17 protein-coding genes are annotated in these 16872 nt (G+C 72.2%); 9 read left to right on the top strand and 8 right to left on the bottom strand.

The features are described 5' to 3' along the window. Positions 1–54 precede the first annotated feature (54 nt). Complete coding sequence (locus ACFP3U_RS26970) at positions 55–798, bottom strand: alpha/beta fold hydrolase (protein ID WP_380228291.1); 744 nt, start codon at positions 796–798, stop codon at positions 55–57. Between the two features lie 275 nt (positions 799–1073). Continuing rightward, positions 1074–2027, bottom strand: coding sequence for a phosphotransferase family protein (locus ACFP3U_RS26965; RefSeq protein ID WP_380228290.1), 954 nt, complete (start codon positions 2025–2027; stop codon positions 1074–1076). A 126-nt stretch (positions 2028–2153) separates the two neighbouring features. Between ACFP3U_RS26965 and ACFP3U_RS26960 the strand changes: the two genes are divergently transcribed. The 3 genes from ACFP3U_RS26960 to ACFP3U_RS26950 all read left to right on the top strand — a co-directional run bounded on the left by ACFP3U_RS26960 (position 2154) and on the right by ACFP3U_RS26950 (position 4869). After that, positions 2154–3317: a winged helix DNA-binding domain-containing protein gene (locus ACFP3U_RS26960; RefSeq protein WP_380228289.1), complete on the top strand. Its 1164-nt coding sequence runs from the start codon at positions 2154–2156 to the stop codon at positions 3315–3317. A gap of 165 nt (positions 3318–3482) precedes the next feature. Next, on the top strand, positions 3483–4247 hold the full coding sequence (locus ACFP3U_RS26955) for a hypothetical protein (RefSeq protein ID WP_380228288.1): 765 nt from the start codon (positions 3483–3485) through the stop codon (positions 4245–4247). Positions 4248–4296: 49 nt separating this feature from the next. Beyond that, complete coding sequence (locus ACFP3U_RS26950) at positions 4297–4869, top strand: dihydrofolate reductase family protein (protein ID WP_380228287.1); 573 nt, start codon at positions 4297–4299, stop codon at positions 4867–4869. A 49-nt stretch (positions 4870–4918) separates the two neighbouring features. Here ACFP3U_RS26950 and ACFP3U_RS26945 read toward each other — a convergent pair whose 3' ends face one another. Next, a complete protein-coding gene (locus tag ACFP3U_RS26945; RefSeq protein ID WP_380228286.1) occupies positions 4919–5440 on the bottom strand; it encodes a hypothetical protein in 522 nt (173 codons plus the stop codon). A 75-nt stretch (positions 5441–5515) separates the two neighbouring features. Here ACFP3U_RS26945 and ACFP3U_RS26940 point away from each other — a divergent pair, with 75 nt between their 5' ends. Together ACFP3U_RS26940 and ACFP3U_RS26935 are read left to right on the top strand one after the other, a co-directional pair. Next, complete coding sequence (locus ACFP3U_RS26940; protein ID WP_380228285.1) at positions 5516–6046, top strand: GNAT family N-acetyltransferase; 531 nt, start codon at positions 5516–5518, stop codon at positions 6044–6046. 19 nt (positions 6047–6065) lie between these two features. Continuing rightward, complete coding sequence (locus tag ACFP3U_RS26935; RefSeq protein ID WP_380228284.1) at positions 6066–6383, top strand: DUF1905 domain-containing protein; 318 nt, start codon at positions 6066–6068, stop codon at positions 6381–6383. 28 nt (positions 6384–6411) lie between these two features. Here the strand turns inward: ACFP3U_RS26935 and ACFP3U_RS26930 are convergent, their stop codons facing one another. Further along, positions 6412–7278, bottom strand: coding sequence for a GNAT family N-acetyltransferase (locus ACFP3U_RS26930; RefSeq protein ID WP_380228283.1), 867 nt, complete (start codon positions 7276–7278; stop codon positions 6412–6414). Positions 7279–7449: 171 nt separating this feature from the next. On the opposite strand from ACFP3U_RS26930, the gene ACFP3U_RS26925 reads away from it, so the two are divergent. Next, entirely contained in the window at positions 7450–7905 is a 456-nt protein-coding gene (locus tag ACFP3U_RS26925; protein WP_380228282.1) for a PPOX class F420-dependent oxidoreductase, read from the top strand. Between the two features lie 61 nt (positions 7906–7966). On the opposite strand, the gene ACFP3U_RS26920 is transcribed toward ACFP3U_RS26925, so the two are convergent. The 3 genes from ACFP3U_RS26920 to ACFP3U_RS26910 form a co-directional block, all read right to left on the bottom strand. Then, on the bottom strand, positions 7967–9235 hold the full coding sequence (locus tag ACFP3U_RS26920; RefSeq protein ID WP_380228331.1) for a sugar ABC transporter permease: 1269 nt from the start codon (positions 9233–9235) through the stop codon (positions 7967–7969). Between the two features lie 53 nt (positions 9236–9288). Then, positions 9289–10068, bottom strand: coding sequence for an ATP-binding cassette domain-containing protein (locus ACFP3U_RS26915; RefSeq protein WP_380228281.1), 780 nt, complete (start codon positions 10066–10068; stop codon positions 9289–9291). Between the two features lie 143 nt (positions 10069–10211). Further along, on the bottom strand, positions 10212–11327 hold the full coding sequence (locus ACFP3U_RS26910; protein ID WP_380228280.1) for a sugar ABC transporter substrate-binding protein: 1116 nt from the start codon (positions 11325–11327) through the stop codon (positions 10212–10214). Between the two features lie 414 nt (positions 11328–11741). On the opposite strand from ACFP3U_RS26910, the gene ACFP3U_RS26905 reads away from it, so the two are divergent. From ACFP3U_RS26905 to ACFP3U_RS26895, 3 genes are all read left to right on the top strand, one after another. Then, entirely contained in the window at positions 11742–12536 is a 795-nt protein-coding gene (locus tag ACFP3U_RS26905) for a metal-dependent hydrolase (RefSeq protein WP_380228279.1), read from the top strand. A 283-nt stretch (positions 12537–12819) separates the two neighbouring features. Continuing rightward, positions 12820–14784: an APC family permease gene (locus ACFP3U_RS26900; protein WP_380228330.1), complete on the top strand. Its 1965-nt coding sequence runs from the start codon at positions 12820–12822 to the stop codon at positions 14782–14784. A 120-nt stretch (positions 14785–14904) separates the two neighbouring features. Beyond that, complete coding sequence (locus ACFP3U_RS26895) at positions 14905–16233, top strand: M64 family metallopeptidase (RefSeq protein WP_380228278.1); 1329 nt, start codon at positions 14905–14907, stop codon at positions 16231–16233. Between the two features lie 164 nt (positions 16234–16397). Here ACFP3U_RS26895 and ACFP3U_RS26890 read toward each other — a convergent pair whose 3' ends face one another. Beyond that, positions 16398–16805, bottom strand: coding sequence for a helix-turn-helix transcriptional regulator (locus ACFP3U_RS26890; RefSeq protein WP_380228277.1), 408 nt, complete (start codon positions 16803–16805; stop codon positions 16398–16400). Positions 16806–16872 lie beyond the last annotated feature (67 nt).

The following is a 16872-nucleotide window of genomic DNA, read 5'->3' as shown; positions in this document are numbered from 1 at the left end:
AAATCCAGCCACGCTGTCAACCCTTCCAGCCCGGCCACCGCGCCGGGCAACCGGTCAGCCGGCCTTCAGCAGCAGGTCGGTGAGTGCGTCCGGCACGGTGACCATGCAGTCGTGGCCGCTCCGCAGCTCCCACACCTGAGGCTCGGCGCCGCCCGGCCGCGCCGCCGGAACCGGGCGGCGCGTGACGCCCCCCGGTTCGCTGCCGACGCAGTGGATGTGCGTCCGGGGAATCGCGTCCGCGGCCGGGTTGTCCAGCCGGACCGGCTGCAGGAAGCAGCGCACCGACTCGTCCGACAGCATGGTGCGCAGCCATGCCGTGTCCGCCGGGTCGGTCACCCCGAACAGACCCATGGGCGCGGGCATTTCCGGCAGGGGCGGGATGCGCCAGGGGGAGGCCGAGGCGGCGGCCGCGTCGATCAGTCGCCGGGTCATCTCGGGTACGACGTCCAGCGCGCTCTCGCCGTCGGTCGGGACCATCGCGTCGACGTAGACCAGGTGCGCGATCCGGTCCGAGGCCTCGCCGGCCACGCCGGAGATGACCATCCCGGCGTAACTGTGCCCGACCAGCACGACGTTGGTGAGATCCCGCTCGCCGAGGAGAGCAACGATGTCGGCGACGTGGGTGTCCAGGTCGACGTCCGGAGTGAGGAGGTGTTCCTTCTCGCCGTGGCCGGTCAGCGAAGGGGCGAACACCCGATGCCCGGCCCGGGTGAGCAGGGGAACCACGCGGTCCCAGACGCGCCCGCTGTGCCAAGCGCCATGGACGAGGACGTAGGTTTTCGTGTGCGAGGTACTCATGCGAAAGACGCTACTGAGCCGACAGGCACCTCCGGGTAACGCTCGGCCGTGCACGACTCGGGGGAGCGGTCCGGGGGAGCGCCCGTTACGCGCCCGGTGACGCTTGCTCACTGTCGTAGTGCTGCTAAGCGGCGAGGAGTTCGCCCCCGTGCTTCCGACGACGTGTGCTGGATCACCGGGGACGTCATCCTCGCCTCCGGCGGCATGCGCTGACGAAGCGACGGTGCTGGTCACAGCCATCGACGCATGGCTGTGACCAGCACGTTCGAAACGTGCTAGGCGTTGAACACGGCGTTGCGGCGCAGCTGTTCGACGCACCACCGGAAGTGCCAGTCGCTGTCGTCCAGGCCGAAGAGGTCGTAGGTGGTGAGGGCGTACACGGCCTGGTACGTGGTGAGGGCGGCGGGCGCGTATCCGAGCTCCTGGGCGAGGATCCGGGTGAGTTCCGCGCTGTGCTCCGCGGCGTACGGCCCGTACATGTCCCAGACGGCCGCCGTGACGGCGGCCTCGAACGCCGGGTCGCCCGCGGTGGTGTAGAAGCCGAAGTCGAGTACGGCGACCGGTCGCCCGGCCGGGTCGATGTGGATGTTGGGCGGGACGAGGTCGCCGTGGATCGCCGTGACCGGGGTTTCGGGGAGCGACCGAAGCGCCTTCCGCGTGCGTTCCACTCCCGCGTCGAGGTCCGGCACGTGGGCGGCGAGGGCGGCACGGTGTCGCGCTGTGGCCCGGGTCACCAGGGCCGCGAGCGCTTCCTGGAAGCGCTGGTGACCCCGCCACAGTGGACGGTCGTCACCCTGGACGGTCAGCCGGCCCATGGCGTCGGTGCCGGGTACGGAGGCGAGGCCCCGCAGGACGGTGAGCAGCGCGTCGCAGTGCTGGGTGGGCAGCTCGCGCCCGTGCTCCGAACGCCCGGAGGCGGTCCCCATCGGGACGCCGGCCAGCTCGCGCTCGTACGTCACCAGGACGCCCTCGTGCTCCTCGACCTTCAGGATCTCGGGGGTGGCGAACGGCAGTCGGTGCCGCGCGAGGTCCGCGTACACCTGGCGGGTGAGCGCGAGGCCGGCCGGCGGCCGGCCGCTCCACACCTTGGCGACCTGGCCGTCGCCAAGCCCGTAGACGACGCCCTCGACACCCGCGCCGATCCGGCGGGCACCCGCATGCCCGCGCTCGGCGAAGTACGCGGGCCACCGGTCGGCGGGTGGGGCGTCCGCACTTCCGAGGATCTCCATCCGAGCATTGGACCAGCAGCCGCACCGGCCTGACCAGTTGTTTTCGTGCCGCACGTGCCGCCACCCTCGCGCGGTCGGTCGCCGACGACCCGTTAGGGTGCACCGACGACGCGCGAAGGGGGCGGCATGGGGATCACCGCGGGGCAGCTCAACCGAGCCACACTGACCCGGCAACTGCTGGTGCGGCGGGAGGAGATCGGCGTCTCCGAGGCGGTGCGGCGGGTGGTCGCGTTGCAGGCCCAGCAGGTGGCCTCGCCGTACCTGGCGCTGTGGAACCGGGTCGCCGGCTTCGACCCGGCCCAGCTCGACGCGGCCTTCGCCGACCGGACGATCGTCAAGTCGACACTGATGCGGATCACCCTGCACGCCGTGCACACCGAGGACTTCCCGGTCTTCCTCCAGGCCGTCCACCCGTCGATCCGGGCCGCCCGGCTGGGGGACGACCGCTTCACGGCGTCCGGGCTGACGGCCGTGGAGGGCGACGCGCTGGTCGCGGACGTGCTGGACTTCGGTGACCGCCCCCGTACGAGTGCGGAGTTCGAGGCCTGGCTCGCCGACCGGCTCGGCGCCCAGGCCGGCGCGCCGGCCTGGTGGGGGTTGCGGCAGGTGGCGCCGCTGTTGCGCGCGCCGGGCGGGGAGACCTGGTCGTTCGGCCAGAAGCTGTCCTACATCGCCCCGGCGGTCCGGCCGGTCCTCCGCGACCCCGAGGTGGCCGCCGCCTCGCTGCGGGCCCTGGTGCTGCGCTACCTCGACGGCTTCGGCCCGGCCTCGGTGGCGGACGTGGCGCAGTTCGCGCTGGTCCAGCGTGGCCGGGCCCGGGAGGCCCTGAAGGTGCTCGCCGCCGAGGGCGGGGTCGAGCGCCTGACGGGGCCGGACGGCGGGGAGTTGTTCGACCTCCCGGACGCGCCGCGCCCGGACGGGGACACCCCGGTGCCGGCCCGGCTGATGGCCATGTGGGACAGCGTCCTGCTCGCCTACGCCGACCGCAGCCGGGTCATCCCGCCGGACTACCGCGCCCTGGTGATCAAGCGGAACGGCGACGTGCTGCCGACCCTGCTGGTCGACGGCTACGTGGCCGGCGTCTGGCGCACGGCCGAGGGCGGCATCGAGGCGACGGCCTTCCACTCCCTGCCGGACGAGGCCTGGGACCAACTCGCCACCGAGGCCCGCTCGCTGACGGCCCTGCTCGCCGACCGCGAACCGGACGTCTACCGCCGCTACCACCACTGGTGGAGCAAGCCGGCCAAGCTGCCGGCCGGCACCGAGACCCGCCTCCTCCCCGGCGCCTGAATCCGCCGCCCCCAACTCCGGTGCCGGAGTGGGAAGTCGGCCGGTCCGACTTCCCACTCCGTCGCCTACTACCGCCTACTGCCGCCTTCTGCCGCCGCGTGCAAACGCGTTGCCGGGGGACCGTCCCACCCGCGACACTGGACGGTGAGGGCGGGAGGAACCGGGATGATTCGGATCATCGTGCGGTGCTGTGCGGGCCTGCTCGGCCTGGTGGCGGTCTGGGTGGGCATCGACCTCGCGGGGGAGCCCTACCGGGACTCGGTGCAGTTCCGGCACGCCGGCGCCTGCCCGGTCGCGGCGGTGGCCGACGCCGGGTCCGGCGGGGGAGCGGCGGCGAACGAGGGCCACGGCTGCATCGGGCGCGAGACCGGCCGGGTGGTGGACAAGAAGACCTCCACCCGCACCACGACCACCGGCAGCACCGACACCTCGTCCACCACCACCGAGACCGTCTACCTGCTGTCGGTCCGGCGCTCCTCGGGCACGGTCGAGCGGATCGAGGTCGGCTCCTCGCTGTACGCCGGTGCCGAACGGGAGGCCGTGGCGGACCTGGAGACCTGGTACGGCGAGCTCGTCGGCGTCACGGTGGCCGGCCGGCACCACGGGATGCTGCCCTCCTCCTCCGGCCGGCTGGTGTGGGACCTGCTGCTCGCCTGGGTGGGGCTGGGCGTGCTGCTGTGGTCCGTGCTGGGCGGCGGACAGGCGATCACGTTCTTCGGGATCATGGGTCACCGCGCGTTCGCCTGGGTGTGGTTCGGCCTGTGGACGCTCTGGCCGGTTACCGGGCTGGTGGCGGGCGGCGCCTCCTGGTCCGGTCTGCTGATCTCGGCGGTGTTCTGGCTGTTCGGTGCGGTGATCGCCGTCGTATTCTTCCGGAACGACAACGGGTTCGGACGCCGCGCCCGCCGGCGCCGGTGGCGTACCCGGTAGTACCCCCGCCCCCCACACCACTCCGCACCGACCATCCCGAGGATCCACCATGCGCACCCTGATCAGCACCGCGTTCATCTCCCTCGACGGCGTCGTCGAGGCCCCGGGCGGCGAGCCCGGCTACCGCAACTCGGGATGGACCTTCAAGGACGTCGAGTTCGTCCCCGAGGCCTTCGAGATCAAGGGCCGGGAGCAGGAGGAGGCCACGGCGATGCTGCTGGGCCGGGTCAGCTACGAGGCCTTCAGCGCGGTGTGGCCGGACATGGCGGACTTCGCCCGCTACCGCACGCTGCCCAAGTACGTCGTCTCCACCACCCTCACCGAGGACGACCTGGTGTCCAACTGGGGCGAGACCACCATCCTGCGCTCGCTCGACGAGGTCGCCGCCCTGAAGGAGACCGAGGGCGGCCCGATCATCGTCCACGGCAGCGCGTCCCTCAACCAGGCGCTCTCGGACGCCGGACTGATCGACCGTTACCACCTGCTGGTCTTCCCACTGCTGCTCGGCGCCGGCAAGCGCCTCTTCAGCGGCACCGACAAGGACGCCCAGAAGCTCAAGCTCGTCGAGCACGCCGTCTACTCCAACGGTCTCCAGAAGCAGGTCTTCGACGTCGTCCGCTGACCCGCTGACCCGCCCCGCCAGCCTGAGCCCTCGTCAGCCTGAGCCCCCGTCAGCCCGAGCCCCGCGCGGCTCGGGCGGCCCGGGTGCCCGCCACCAGCTTGGTGACGGCCGCCCGGACCTCGCCCTCCCGCCGCAGCGTGACGATCCGCGGCACCGCGTCGTCCAGCCACCCGAGGTCACCGAGCAGCGCGGCCTCCCCGGCATCGACGGTGACGGCGAGGAGCACGCCCGCGGCGATCAGCTCGCGCGGGTCGTACCGCTGGCCCCGGTGGTGGCTGAACCGGCCGGTCCAGTACTCGTAGGGGTGCCGGACCGTCGCCCTCAGGTGTGGGCCGGTCAGCCCGAGCGGGGCCATCTGGCCGAGCGACACCAGGGCCGTCCGCCGGGACCCCGTCCACCGGTGGGGCGTGACGGCGAGACCGAGGTCCATGAACCGGCCCCACCCGACGACCTCACCGGGCTGCCCGTCCGCGTGCGGGACGATGCCCTCGGGGGTGAACTCCAGGTGGGTCCGGTCCCGGTGGTCGCCGACCAGCCACCGCCCGTCGACCCGTACCAGCGGTCCCAGCACGTGCCCTCCTCAGGTCCGTCTTCAACCCCGCCTCCCGCCGGTCCTGCGGCGGGACTCCCCTGACATCATGCGGGAATGAACGATGATCAGATCACGAACTCCCGCGTCGTCGTCCCCCTGGACGACTACGACCCCATCGAGATCTTCGGGGACGAGCCGGACCCCTCCCGGATCGCCGAGTACGGGATGGTCTGGCGGCCCAAGGACATCCACTTCGGCATCCGCGCGGAGCGGGACGGCCGGCTCGTCGCGCACGCCGGGCTGGTGGTCCTGCCGGTGTCGATCGGCGGGCGCCGGGCCGAACTCATCGGGCTCGGCGCCGTGGCCGTCGCCGCCGACCTGCGCGGGCGCGGCCTCGCGCGGACGGTGGTGGACGGCGCCCTGGCCCACGCCCGGGGCCTCGGGCCGCGGTTCGCGATCCTGTTCTGCCGCCCGGACAAGGCCGAGCTCTACGCCCGCCTCGGCTGGCAGCCGCTGACCGGCCCCGTCGAGGTCGACCAGCCCACCGGCCCGGCGGTGATGCCGCTGCGCACGATGTGGTACCCGCTGCACGAGGGCGCCCGGTGGTCCGGGGAGGCCCTCCGGCTGCACTCCTTGCCGATGTGAGCCGTGCGATGCTTGCCCGGTGACTCCCGCGACCCCCGTGAAGTTCGATTTCGAGGCCGAGCTCTGGATCTGGGAGGCCCGGCGCGCCGACAGCTGGACCTTCGTCAGACTGCCCGCGGAGGCGTCGGAGGAGATCCGTGACCTCGCCGCCGGGCCGCGCCGCGGCTTCGGCTCGCTGCGGGTGCGCGTCACGATCGGCGACAGCAGCTGGCGCACCTCGATCTTCCCCGGCGGCGGCGGTGCCTACGTGCTCCCCGTCAAACGCGCCGTCCGCAAGGCCGAGGACCTCGACGCCGGCGACACCGCCGCCGTCACCGTCGAGCTCCTCGACCTCTGACGACGCCCCGTCGTCTCCCAGACACGCCCTACAGCAGGCGCTGGTACTGGTACGTCTCGTGCGTCGGCCGGTACCCGAGCTCCTCGTTGACCTTCCGCATGGGGGCGTTGTCCTCGGCGGTGTCGGTCAGTAGGCCGGTGAGACCGGGGTACTGACCGCGTGTCCGGCGGATCGACTCGACCTTCATCAGCCGGGCGAGGCCGTGGCCGCGGTGCGCGGGCAGCACGGCGGTGCCGTAGTGCAGACCGTCGCCGGTGCCGTCGGCCGGTACGACCACCTCGGTGAAACCGGCGATCGAACCGTCGGCCTCGGCCACCGCGACCACCGTGTGCAGGTGCTCGCCGCGCTCCTCGACCGCCCGGGCCACCGCCCGCAGCCGGTCGACGTCCCAGCTCGTCGTGCCGTAGTCGACCTCGCCCATCGGCATGTCGTCCATCGCCCGGCGCGCGGCGGCGTACGACTCGGCCAGCTCCTCGGGCACGGCGCCGTCCCAGGCCACCAACCGGTAACCGGCGCCCGCCTCCGCCTCCGACGCCACCTCCGCCGTCAGGTCCAGCCGCGCGTGCCGCAGCGTCAGCGCCCTCCGGAAGCCCCGAGCTTCGAGGAACGCCTCACCCGGCGTCCCACCCTCCGCCGGCGCCACCACGGCCCGCCGCCCCTCGGCCCCGGCCCCCGCCAGCACGGCCTCCACCAACCGCGACCCGACCCCCTTGCGCCGCTCCACCGGATGCACCCGCACGGCCAGTTCGGCCAGATGCGCCTGCCCCGGATCCCCGAACAACCGCAACGAGGCCGTCCCGACCGGATTCCCCTCCCCGTCCACCGCCAGCCACACCAACCGCCGACTGGACGCGCCGTGATCAGGATCGGTCAGAACCGTGATGCGAATCGACAAATCATCTCCAGAAAAAGGAACCCCAAGGTCCACAACGACAAGCCGGAGGACGCTACCGGTCTCATCGGCCCACCGCAACGGCATTTCCCCGTGAGGGCATCGGCCGGTGCGCGGACCGACACGCCAGGGACCCTTGACTCTCACACCGGTGTGAAGGTGGACGATGGCCCCATGACGACCGAGCCGAGCGGGACCGCCGCGACCACGCCCTTCGACCCCCGGGCCCTGCTGACGGAGAGCCGCCTCGGCGTGCTCGCGACGATCAAGTCCGACGGCCGGCCCCAGCTGTCGCCCGTCATGCCGTTCTACGACCGGGCCGCCGAGCGGCTCTACGTGTCGATGACGGAGGGGCGTGCCAAGACGGCCAATCTGCGCCGTGATCCGCGCGCCGCCCTGGAGGTCACCCGGGCCGACGGCCGGGCGTGGGCCACGGCCGAGGGCAAGGTCACACTGATCGGTCCCGGCGCCGACCCGGCGGGGCCGGAGGTGGCGGCCCTGGTCGACTACTACCGGCGCGCGGCCGGCGAGCACCCGGACTGGGACGAGTACCGGGCCGTGATGGTGGCCGACCGGCGGGTCCTCATGGTGCTCGCCGTCGACCACGTGTACGGCGACCGGCTGGGCTGACCGCGGCGCGGCCGGCCCAGGCCGGTGGTGGTCAGGCCCGTGGTGGTCAGGCCGGTGGTGGTCAGGCGCGGCCGGCGGCCTGTTGGGTGCGGCGGGCGAGGGAGTCGACGACCACGGCCGCGAGCAGGACGGCGCCGGTGATCATGAACTGGATGGCGTTGCTCAGGCCCTGGATGTTCATGCCGGACTGGATCGAGCCGATCACCAGCGCACCGAGCAGCGCCGACCAGGTCGAGCCGCGTCCGCCGAAGAGGCTGGTGCCGCCGATGACGCCGGCCGCGATGGCGTTCATCAGCAGGTTGCCGCCGCCGGAGGTCTGGCTGGCCGACTGGATCTGCGCGGCCAGGAAGAGGCCGCCGACGGCCGCCATGGTGGAGCAGATGGTGAACACGCTGATCCGGATCCACGACACGTTGATACCGGCCCGGCGGGCGCCCTCGATGTTGCCGCCGAGCGCGAACACCTGCCGGCCGTACGAGGTGCGCCGCAGGACGAAGTCCAGGACCACGATGAAGATCAGGAAGATCAGCAGGGCCAGCGGCAGGCCCTTGTACTGGTTGAGCGTGTAGGCGGCCAGGAAGGCGATGATCGCCAGCGCCACCGTCCGCAGCGCGATGTCCAGGACGGGCCGGGACGGCACCCCGGCGGCCTGGCGCCGCCGGGCGTCCAGCACCGAGGCGCCCAGGAAGAGCAGCACGCCGACCGCCGCCGCGCCGTACGCGGCGGCCTGCTCGCCGTAGATGGTGCTGTAGAGCCGGGAGACGATGTCCTTGCCGGAGAGGTTGACGGTGCCGCTGGCGCCCAGGACCTGGAGCATCAGGCCGTTCCAGCCGAGGTTGCCGGCCAGGGTGACGACGAAGGCCGGCACGCCGACCTTGGCGAAGAACAGGCCCTGGATCAGGCCGACCAGCGCGCCCCCGACGAGGGCGGAGAGCAGGGCCACCCACTGGTTGACGCCGTGGGTGACGTTCAGGACGGCGAAGATGGCCGCGCACAGGCCGCTGACCGAGCCGACCGACAGGTCGATCTCGCCGAGCAGCAGCACGAACACCACGCCGATCGCGATCATGCCGGTGCCGACGATCTGCTGCGACAGGTTGGAGAGGTTCTGGGCGGACAGGAAGGAGCTGTTCAGGCTGCCGAAGACGGCCCAGATGATGATGAGCGCCAGCACCACCGGGAGCGAGCCCAGTTCGCCGCTGGTGACGCGGCGGCGGAACTCGCCCAGGTAGCCCTTGACGCCCTCCTGCCGCACGAGCAGGCGCGGGTCGACCGCGGGGGTGGCCTCGGGGGCGACCGGCACGGGGGCGTTGACACCCCCCTTGGGCATGCTGTCCTCGGGGAGGGGGACGTGCCGGTGCTCGTCCCCGGGGTTCTGCTCGGTCATGGGGAGCCCTCCGTACCGCGGGCCTGCCGGCGGGTCACCGCGTTGTCCGTGGCGCCGGTGATGGCCGAGATGATCTCTTCCTGGTTGGTTCGCTCTTTGTCGAAGACGCCGTTGTTGCGGCCGAGCCGCAGCACCGCGACGGTGTCCGCGACGGCCATCACGTCGGCCATGTTGTGGCTGATCAGGATGACGCCGAGGCCCTGGTCGCGGAGCCGCTCGACCAGGTCGAGCACCTGGGCGGTCTGCTCCACGCCGAGGGCGGCGGTCGGCTCGTCCAGCATCACGACCTTCGGCGAGCCGATCAGCGCCCGGGCGATCGCCACCACCTGGCGCTGACCGCCGGACAGCGAGGCGACCGGGATCCGCACGCTGGGGATGCGGATGGAGAGGGTGTTCAGCAGGGTGCGGGAGCGTTTCTCCATCGCGACCTCGTCGAGGATGGTGAAGCGCCGGATCTCCCGGCCGAGGAAGAGGTTGCCGACCACGTCGAGGTTGTCGCAGAGCGCGAGGTCCTGGTAGACGGTGGCGATGCCCAGGTGCTGGGCGTCCTGCGGCCGGTGGATGGTGACCGAACGGCCCTGCCATTCGATCGTGCCCTCGTCCGGCTGGTGCACCCCGGCGATGGCCTTGACCAGCGTGGACTTGCCGGCGCCGTTGTCGCCGACCAGGGCGACCACCTCGCCGGCGCGGACTTCCAACTCGATGTCGGTGAGCGCCTGGACGGCGCCGAACCGCTTGGAGACCCCGCGCAGGGCCAGGACGGTCTCACCTGTCACGGTGACCAACTCCCTCGACCGGGTGGGAACGACACGGGTGGGGACGGCATGCCCGGGTACGGCATCCGTGGGGACGACTGTGTGGCGGCGACGTGCGCGGCGGCGACGACGTGCGGGGCGACGGCATACGGGGGACGTCCCGGCTACTGGAGGCCCGCGGCCTTGCAGGCGTCCGCGTAGTCCGGGGTGCAGATCTGGGCGACGGTGTAGAGGCCGTCGGCGACCACCGTGGTCTTGATGTTGTCCTTGGTCAGCACGATCGGGGTGATCAGGTTGGCCGGCACCTGGTTGCCGCTGCCGTTGGTGACGGTGGTCGGCACCAGCGACGGGTCCAGGGTCTTGCCCTGGGCGAGCGTCACCGCCATCTGCGCGGCCACGTCGGTCTCCGGCTTGAACGGCTTGTAGATCGACATCGTCTGGGTGCCCGCCAGGATCCGCTGCACGCCGTCCAGCTGGGCGTCCTGCCCGGTGAGCGGCACGCTCAGGCCGGCCGCCTTGAGGGCGGTGGCGATACCGGCGGCCATGCCGTCGTTGGCCGAGTAGACGCCGACCACGTTGGGGCCGCCGATCGCGGTGATCGCCGCGGAGGCCTCCTGGTTGGCGTTGTTCGGGTCCCAGTTGGGCGTGTCGTACTCCTTGCCGATCTTCAGCTTGCCGTCGATCGCGCTGTGCGCGCCGGCCTTGAACTCGGCGGCGTTGGGGTCGGTCGGCGAGCCGTTGATCATGATGATCGACCCGGCGCCGGCCTTGTCGCCGACGGCGGCGACCAGGGCCTGGCCCTGCAGTTCGCCGACCTTCTTGTTGTCGAAGGAGACGTAGGCGTCGACGGGGCCCTGGGCCAGGCGGTCGTAGGCGATCACCTTGACGCCCGCGTCGTGCGCCTTCTGCACCGAGGACTGGATCGACTTGGCGTCCACGGCGTCCAGGATCAGCACCTTGTCGCCCTTGGTGAGCGCGGTGTCGACCTGGGTCTGCTGGGTCGTCGCGTTCTCGTTGGCGTTGTAGTAGTCGATCTGGGCCTGCGGGGCCAGCTCCTTGATCTTCTGCTCGATCAGCGGCCGGTCGAACTGCTCGTAGCGGGTGGTCTTGGTCTCGGGCAGGAGCAGCCCGATCCGCACCGCGCCGACCGCGCCGCCGCTCGCCGAGCCCGAGGAGCCGCCTCCGCCGGAGGACTCATTGGCGCTGCCGCACGCGGACAGCGCGAGACCGAGGGAAACCAGTGCGGCGGCCGCGGCCGCGCGGCGGAGCCCGTTCTTCATGAAGATGCCTCTCCGGTTGACCCCACCCCACTGTTCGGACCCCCGGGACCGAGTCTGCGAACTTCGGGCCGTCCGCACGATCGGAGCTGGGCCGAACGTGTCAGGGGTGTCCGCCGGTGTCCACCGAACGGACCCGCCGGACCGCCGGAGAGGGCCGATCCGGCGCCATTTCCCCGGACCACTCGCGGAGTCGGCGGCCCGCGACCCGCCCGGGCCGCTCTTTCACCCGAGGAGGTGAGGTGCCGTCACTCTCCGGGCCCGGCGGGCTCCTCCGCACCGGTGAAAGGCCTCCGCCGTTCGGGTCAAGGAGTGGCTTCGAGTGTTTGAGATCTTGAACGACTATGCTGCCGCCCGGTCAGGCCCTCGCGAAGCCCTCGCGACGGGCGGTTCGGGACGAGGGCGGGAGCCGACAAGATGATGGGACCGGCGCATTCGCTGTCCGGCGCGGCGGCGTGGCTGGGCGTGGGAGCGATCGCGGACGCGATGGGCCGACCGATGCCCTGGCCGGTACTGCTGGCAGGGACGCTGATCTGCGCGGGCGCCGCGCTGGCACCGGACCTCGACCACAAGGCGGCCACCATATCCCGGGCGTTCGGCCCGGTCTCGCGGATCCTCTGCGAGGTGATCGACAACCTCTCCTACGCCGTCTACAAGGCGACCCGCGGCAAGCGGGACCCGCGCCGCACCGGCGGCCACCGCACGCTGACCCACACCTGGCTCTGGGCGGTGCTGTGCGGCGCGGGCGCGTCGGCCCTCACCGTGTACGGCGGACGGTGGGGCGTGCTGGGGGTGCTCTTCGTGCACATGGTGCTGGCGATCGAGGGGCTGCTGTGGCGGCAGGCCCGGGTCTCCAGCGACGTGCTGGTCTGGCTGCTCGGCGCGGCGGGTGCCTGGATGCTGGCGGAGGTGCTGGACAAGCCGGGCAACGGCGCGCTCTGGCTGTTCGACCAGCCCGGGCAGGAGTACCTGTGGATCGGCCTGCCGATCACCCTGGGCGCGCTGGTGCACTGCCTGGGTGACGCGCTGACCGTCTCCGGCTGCCCGGTGCTGTGGCCGATCCCGGTCGGCCGCAAGCGCTGGTACCCGGTGGGCCCGCCGAAGGGGATGCGCTTCCGGGCCGGCAGCTGGGTGGAGCTGAAGGTGCTGATGCCGGTGTTCATGGGCGCCGGCGGGCTCTGCGCGGTGGGCGCGCTGGGCTTCTTCGGCTGACACCCCCCGGCACCCCCGGCCCCACGTCGAGTGCCCCGCCCTCCGAGCGTCGGGCACTGGACCGATGAGGGGACACCGCCGAGGCGTTCCCGGAGGTCAGCGGCCCGGTCGCATAGCCTGTCGCCCTGCCGTCGGCCGGACGGTGTCCCGTCGGCGCCCCGTCGTGGTGGCCCGTCGTGACCTGTCGGCGCCTCCGGTGACGAGCGGTGACGAGCGGTTTCGGGGACGGTGGAAGGGGTGCAGGGTGGCTTCCTCGGGAACGGCGGGCGGCCCGTCCGGCGGGATCGCGGCCTCCGGTCCGGTCGGCGCGAGCCCGCCGGGGCGCGGGCAGCGGTTCCGCGCCTGGCTGCTGGAGGGCCTGGCCGACCGGGCCAAGCAGCACCCCGGCCCGCACGCCCAGCCCCCCGCCGAACAGGGCCGCCCCTGGTGGCGGGTGATGTGCCTGACCGGCCTCGACTACTTCTCCACCCTCGGCTACCAGCCCGGCATCGCCGCCCTCGCGGCCGGTCTGCTCTCCCCGGTGGCGACCGTCGTGCTGGTCGTCGTCACCCTCGGCGGCGCCCTGCCCGTCTACCGGCGGGTGGCCCGGGAGAGCCCGCACGGCGAGGGCTCGATCGCCATGCTGGAGCGCCTGCTGTCGTTCTGGCAGGGCAAGCTCTTCGTCCTCGCCCTGCTCGGCTTCGCGGCCACCGACTTCATGATCACCATCACCCTGTCCGCCGCCGACGCCACCGCCCACCTGGTCGAGAACCCGCACCTGCACGACGCGCTGACCGGCAAGCAGGTGCTCATCACCCTGGTGCTGGTCGCGCTGCTCGGCGGCGTCTTCCTCAAGGGCTTCAGCGAGGCGATCGGGCTGGCGGTCGTCCTGGTCGCGGTCTACCTGGCGCTCAACGTGGTCGTCGTCGTCACCGGCTTCGTCCAGGTGCTCGACTCCCCGCACGTGGTGACCGACTGGTCGGACGCCCTCACCGCCGAGCACGGCAACGTGGTCGCGATGGTCGGCGTCGCCCTGGTGACCTTCCCCAAGCTCGCCCTCGGCCTCTCCGGCTTCGAGACCGGCGTCGCCGTGATGCCGCACATCGAGGGCGACCCCGAGGACACCGAGGAGCAGCCCACCGGCCGGATCCGCGGCGCCCGCAAGCTGCTCACCACGGCCGCGCTGATCATGAGCGTCTTCCTGATCACCACCAGCTTCATCACCACCCTGCTCATCCCGAAGGAGGCCTTCGAGCCCGGCGGGGAGGCGAACGGGCGCGCCCTCGCGTACCTGGCCCACGAGTACCTCGGGAACACCTTCGGCAGCATCTACGACCTGTCCACGATCGCCATCCTCTGGTTCGCCGGCGCCTCCGCGATGGCCGGCATGCTCAACCTGCTGCCCCGTTACCTGCCCCGCTACGGCATGGCCCCGCACTGGGCGAAGGCGGTGCGGCCGATGGTCATCGTGCTCACCCTGATCGCCTTCCTGGTCACCTGGATCTTCGACGCCAGCGTGGACGCCCAGGGCGGCGCCTACGCGACCGGCGTGCTGGTGCTGATCAGCTCCGCCGCGATCGCCGTCACCATCGCCGCCCGGGCCGCCCGTCAGCGCGGCTGGACCATCGGCTTCGCGATCATCGCGGGCGTCTTCCTCTACACCACCGCGCTCAACATCGCCGAGCGCCCCGACGGCGTGAAGATCGGCGCCTGCTTCATCGCGGCGATCGTGCTCGTCTCCCTGCTCTCCCGGCTCAAGCGCGCCTTCGAGCTCCGGGTCACCGACGTGGTCTTCGACGAGTCGGCCGAGCGCTTCGTCCGCGACTACACCCACCGGCCGCTGCGGCTGATCGCCAACGAGCCGAACAACCGCGACCTCGCCGAGTACCAGGAGAAGAAGCGGCAGATCCGCGCCGACAACGACATCCCCGCCGAGGACGACCTGGTCTTCGTCGAGGTGACGGTCAAGGACCCCTCGGAGTTCGAGGCGGTGCTCACCGTGCACGGCGAGGTGCTGCACGAGCGCTACCGGGTGCTCAGCCTGGAGAGCTCCAGCGTGCCGAACGCGCTCGCCGCGCTGCTGCTCACCGTCCGGGACCGCACCGGGCAGCAGCCGCACATCTACTTCGAGTGGACGGAGGGCAATCCGTTCGCGCAGTTCCTGCGGTTCTTCCTGTTCGGGCAGGGCGAGGTCGCGCCGGTCACCCGCGAGGTGCTGCGCGAGGCCGAGCCGGACCGCGCGCGGCGGCCACGGGTGCACGTGGGCTGACCCCGCGGCCCGTTCTGACCCGTTCGGATTGGTTCCGCTGGTGCGGGGCTTGTGCCGACGGGTTGTCAGGTGCATAGCATGGCCGTTCACCGACCCCCACCCCGCAGAGGAGCAACTCCCGTGCGCAACCGCAGATTCGGCTCGATCGTCCTCACCGGTGCCCTCGCCCTCGCGGCGCTCGGCAGCGTCCCGGCCGCCGCCGCGTCCGCGTCCACTGATTCGGCGTCTGGCGCGGCCCCGGGTGGTGCGCGGCACCGGGTGGAGGTGTTCGGCGAGGACGGTTCGATCGGCCGGGCCACCGTGCCCGCCGGCTCCCCGTACCTGGTCGGCGACCGCCCCGGTCTCGCCCCCGCCGCCGGGGACGGCGAGGTCACCCCGATCCTGCGCAACGGCGAGACCGCCGGCAAGGTCGACGTCGTGGTCATCGGCGACGGCTACACGGCCGCCGAACAGGAGAAGTTCCGCGCCGACGCCGCCGCCAAGTGGCAGGAGCTCAGCGCCGTCGAGCCCTACGCCGCCTACCGGGGCCTGTTCAACGTCTGGGCGGTCGCCACCGTCTCCGCCGAGTCCGGCATCACCGGCGACCCCGACCGCGCGACCGTCCGCGACACCGCGCTCGGCTCCTACTTCTGGTGCGAGGACATCGAACGCCTGCTCTGCGTCGACACCAAGGCCGTCGAGACGTACGCCGCCAAGGCCCCGCAGGCCGACCTCGTCCTGGTCGTCGCCAACACCGCCAAGTACGGCGGGGCCGGCTACAACGTCGCCTCCCCGCTCGGCTACGACGGCATCGCCACCGTCGCGGGCGGCAACCCGAGGGCCGGTCAGATCGCCGTGCACGAGACCGGCCACTCGCTCGGCAAGCTCGCCGACGAGTACTTCTACGAGGGCTCCGACACCTACCCGGCCGAGGAGGGCGAACCGGGCGAGCCCAACATCAGCATGTTCACCGCCGACCGGCTGACCCGCGACCACGCCAAGTGGTACCGCTGGATCGGCCGGACCTCGCCCGACGGGGGTGTGGTCGGCAGCTACGAGGGTGGCGGCTACTACCCCAAGGGGCTGTACCGGCCCACCGAGAACTCGATCATGCGCTCGCTCGGACGGGAGTTCAACCTGCCCGGACGGGAGGCGATGATCGCCGGCTTCTACCGGCACGCCGTGCCGCTCACCAGCCCCACCCCGGCCGGCACCCCGCTCACCCGCGCCGACCGCCTGACCGTCGACCTCCCGGTCGCCGGCACCACCCTCCGCTGGTCCCTGGACGGCCGCGAGCTGCCGCAACTGCGCGGCCGGACGACGGTCAACCTCGGCACCGTGCCGCTCCCCGGCCCGCGCGGGCGCGTCCACACCCTCACCGCCACCGCCACCGATCCCACCCCCGCCGTCCTCGACCCGGCGCTCCGCACCCGCCTGACCGCCACCCTGTCCTGGCCCGTCACCCGCTGACCGGCCGGCCCGCACAGGAAGTCGGCGAGGTCGACTTCCTGTGCGCGCGTCTGCCTGCGGACGGCGTCAGACGGCGGTGAGCAAGGCCTCCTCGTAGCCGTCGACGGTGGTGAAGCCGAGGCGCCGGTAGAGGGCGAGCGCGGTGGGGTGGTCGGCGCGGACGTTCAGGCCGATGTGGTCGGCGCCGTCCGCGAGCAGCTCGCAGAGGCGAGGGTGACCCGCAGCCGGTTGCGGTAGCCGGCGACCCCCTCACCGGTCGTGGCCCGGAAGATCCGGCTGAGGTGGTACGGCGAGCAGCCCACCACCCGCCCGAGCTGGTCCAGCCCGCATGGTGCGGTGCGACCCCAAAGCCTGATGGCCGACCAGGATTTCACCAGTTCAAGGGGCCTTCCCAGGATGCTTGCCCGGGCAACGGCGCTGTTGCCCGGGCCTGATGCAGCCGCTCGCTCAGTTGGTAGCTGCCGGGGCAGGACGCGGACCTTGGCCGCGTCGGCGGGCTTGACCTTGGGCTCCTCGAAGGCGTCGGCGGGCCGGGCCTTCGTCCGGCCGTCGTGGGTGCTGGACGGGCTCACTCGCCCGGGCTGACGCCGTCCGTCCGGAGGGTTTCGGCGGCGCGGTGGTAGGCGGTGGTCGCCACCG

The sequence above is a fragment of the Kitasatospora misakiensis genome (genome assembly GCF_042656005.1).
GTDB classification, from domain to species: domain Bacteria; phylum Actinomycetota; class Actinomycetes; order Streptomycetales; family Streptomycetaceae; genus Kitasatospora; species Kitasatospora misakiensis.
Note: the sequence above shows the minus strand (reverse complement) of the source record. Positions and strands in the feature narration are given on the sequence as shown.

Bases quoted from the DNA above. Each gene is read 5' to 3' on its own strand.
- ACFP3U_RS26970 (WP_380228291.1), bottom strand. From the start codon at position 798: ATGAGTACCTCGCACACGAAAACCTACGTCCTCGTCCATGGCGCTTGG.
- ACFP3U_RS26965 (WP_380228290.1), bottom strand. From the start codon at position 2,027: ATGGAGATCCTCGGAAGTGCGGACGCCCCACCCGCCGACCGGTGGCCC.
- ACFP3U_RS26960 (WP_380228289.1), top strand. From the start codon at position 2,154: ATGGGGATCACCGCGGGGCAGCTCAACCGAGCCACACTGACCCGGCAA.
- ACFP3U_RS26955 (WP_380228288.1), top strand. From the start codon at position 3,483: ATGATTCGGATCATCGTGCGGTGCTGTGCGGGCCTGCTCGGCCTGGTG.
- ACFP3U_RS26950 (WP_380228287.1), top strand. From the start codon at position 4,297: ATGCGCACCCTGATCAGCACCGCGTTCATCTCCCTCGACGGCGTCGTC.
- ACFP3U_RS26940 (WP_380228285.1), top strand. From the start codon at position 5,516: ATGAACGATGATCAGATCACGAACTCCCGCGTCGTCGTCCCCCTGGAC.
- ACFP3U_RS26925 (WP_380228282.1), top strand. From the start codon at position 7,450: ATGACGACCGAGCCGAGCGGGACCGCCGCGACCACGCCCTTCGACCCC.
- ACFP3U_RS26920 (WP_380228331.1), bottom strand. From the start codon at position 9,235: ATGCCCAAGGGGGGTGTCAACGCCCCCGTGCCGGTCGCCCCCGAGGCC.
- ACFP3U_RS26910 (WP_380228280.1), bottom strand. From the start codon at position 11,327: ATGAAGAACGGGCTCCGCCGCGCGGCCGCGGCCGCCGCACTGGTTTCC.
- ACFP3U_RS26905 (WP_380228279.1), top strand. From the start codon at position 11,742: ATGATGGGACCGGCGCATTCGCTGTCCGGCGCGGCGGCGTGGCTGGGC.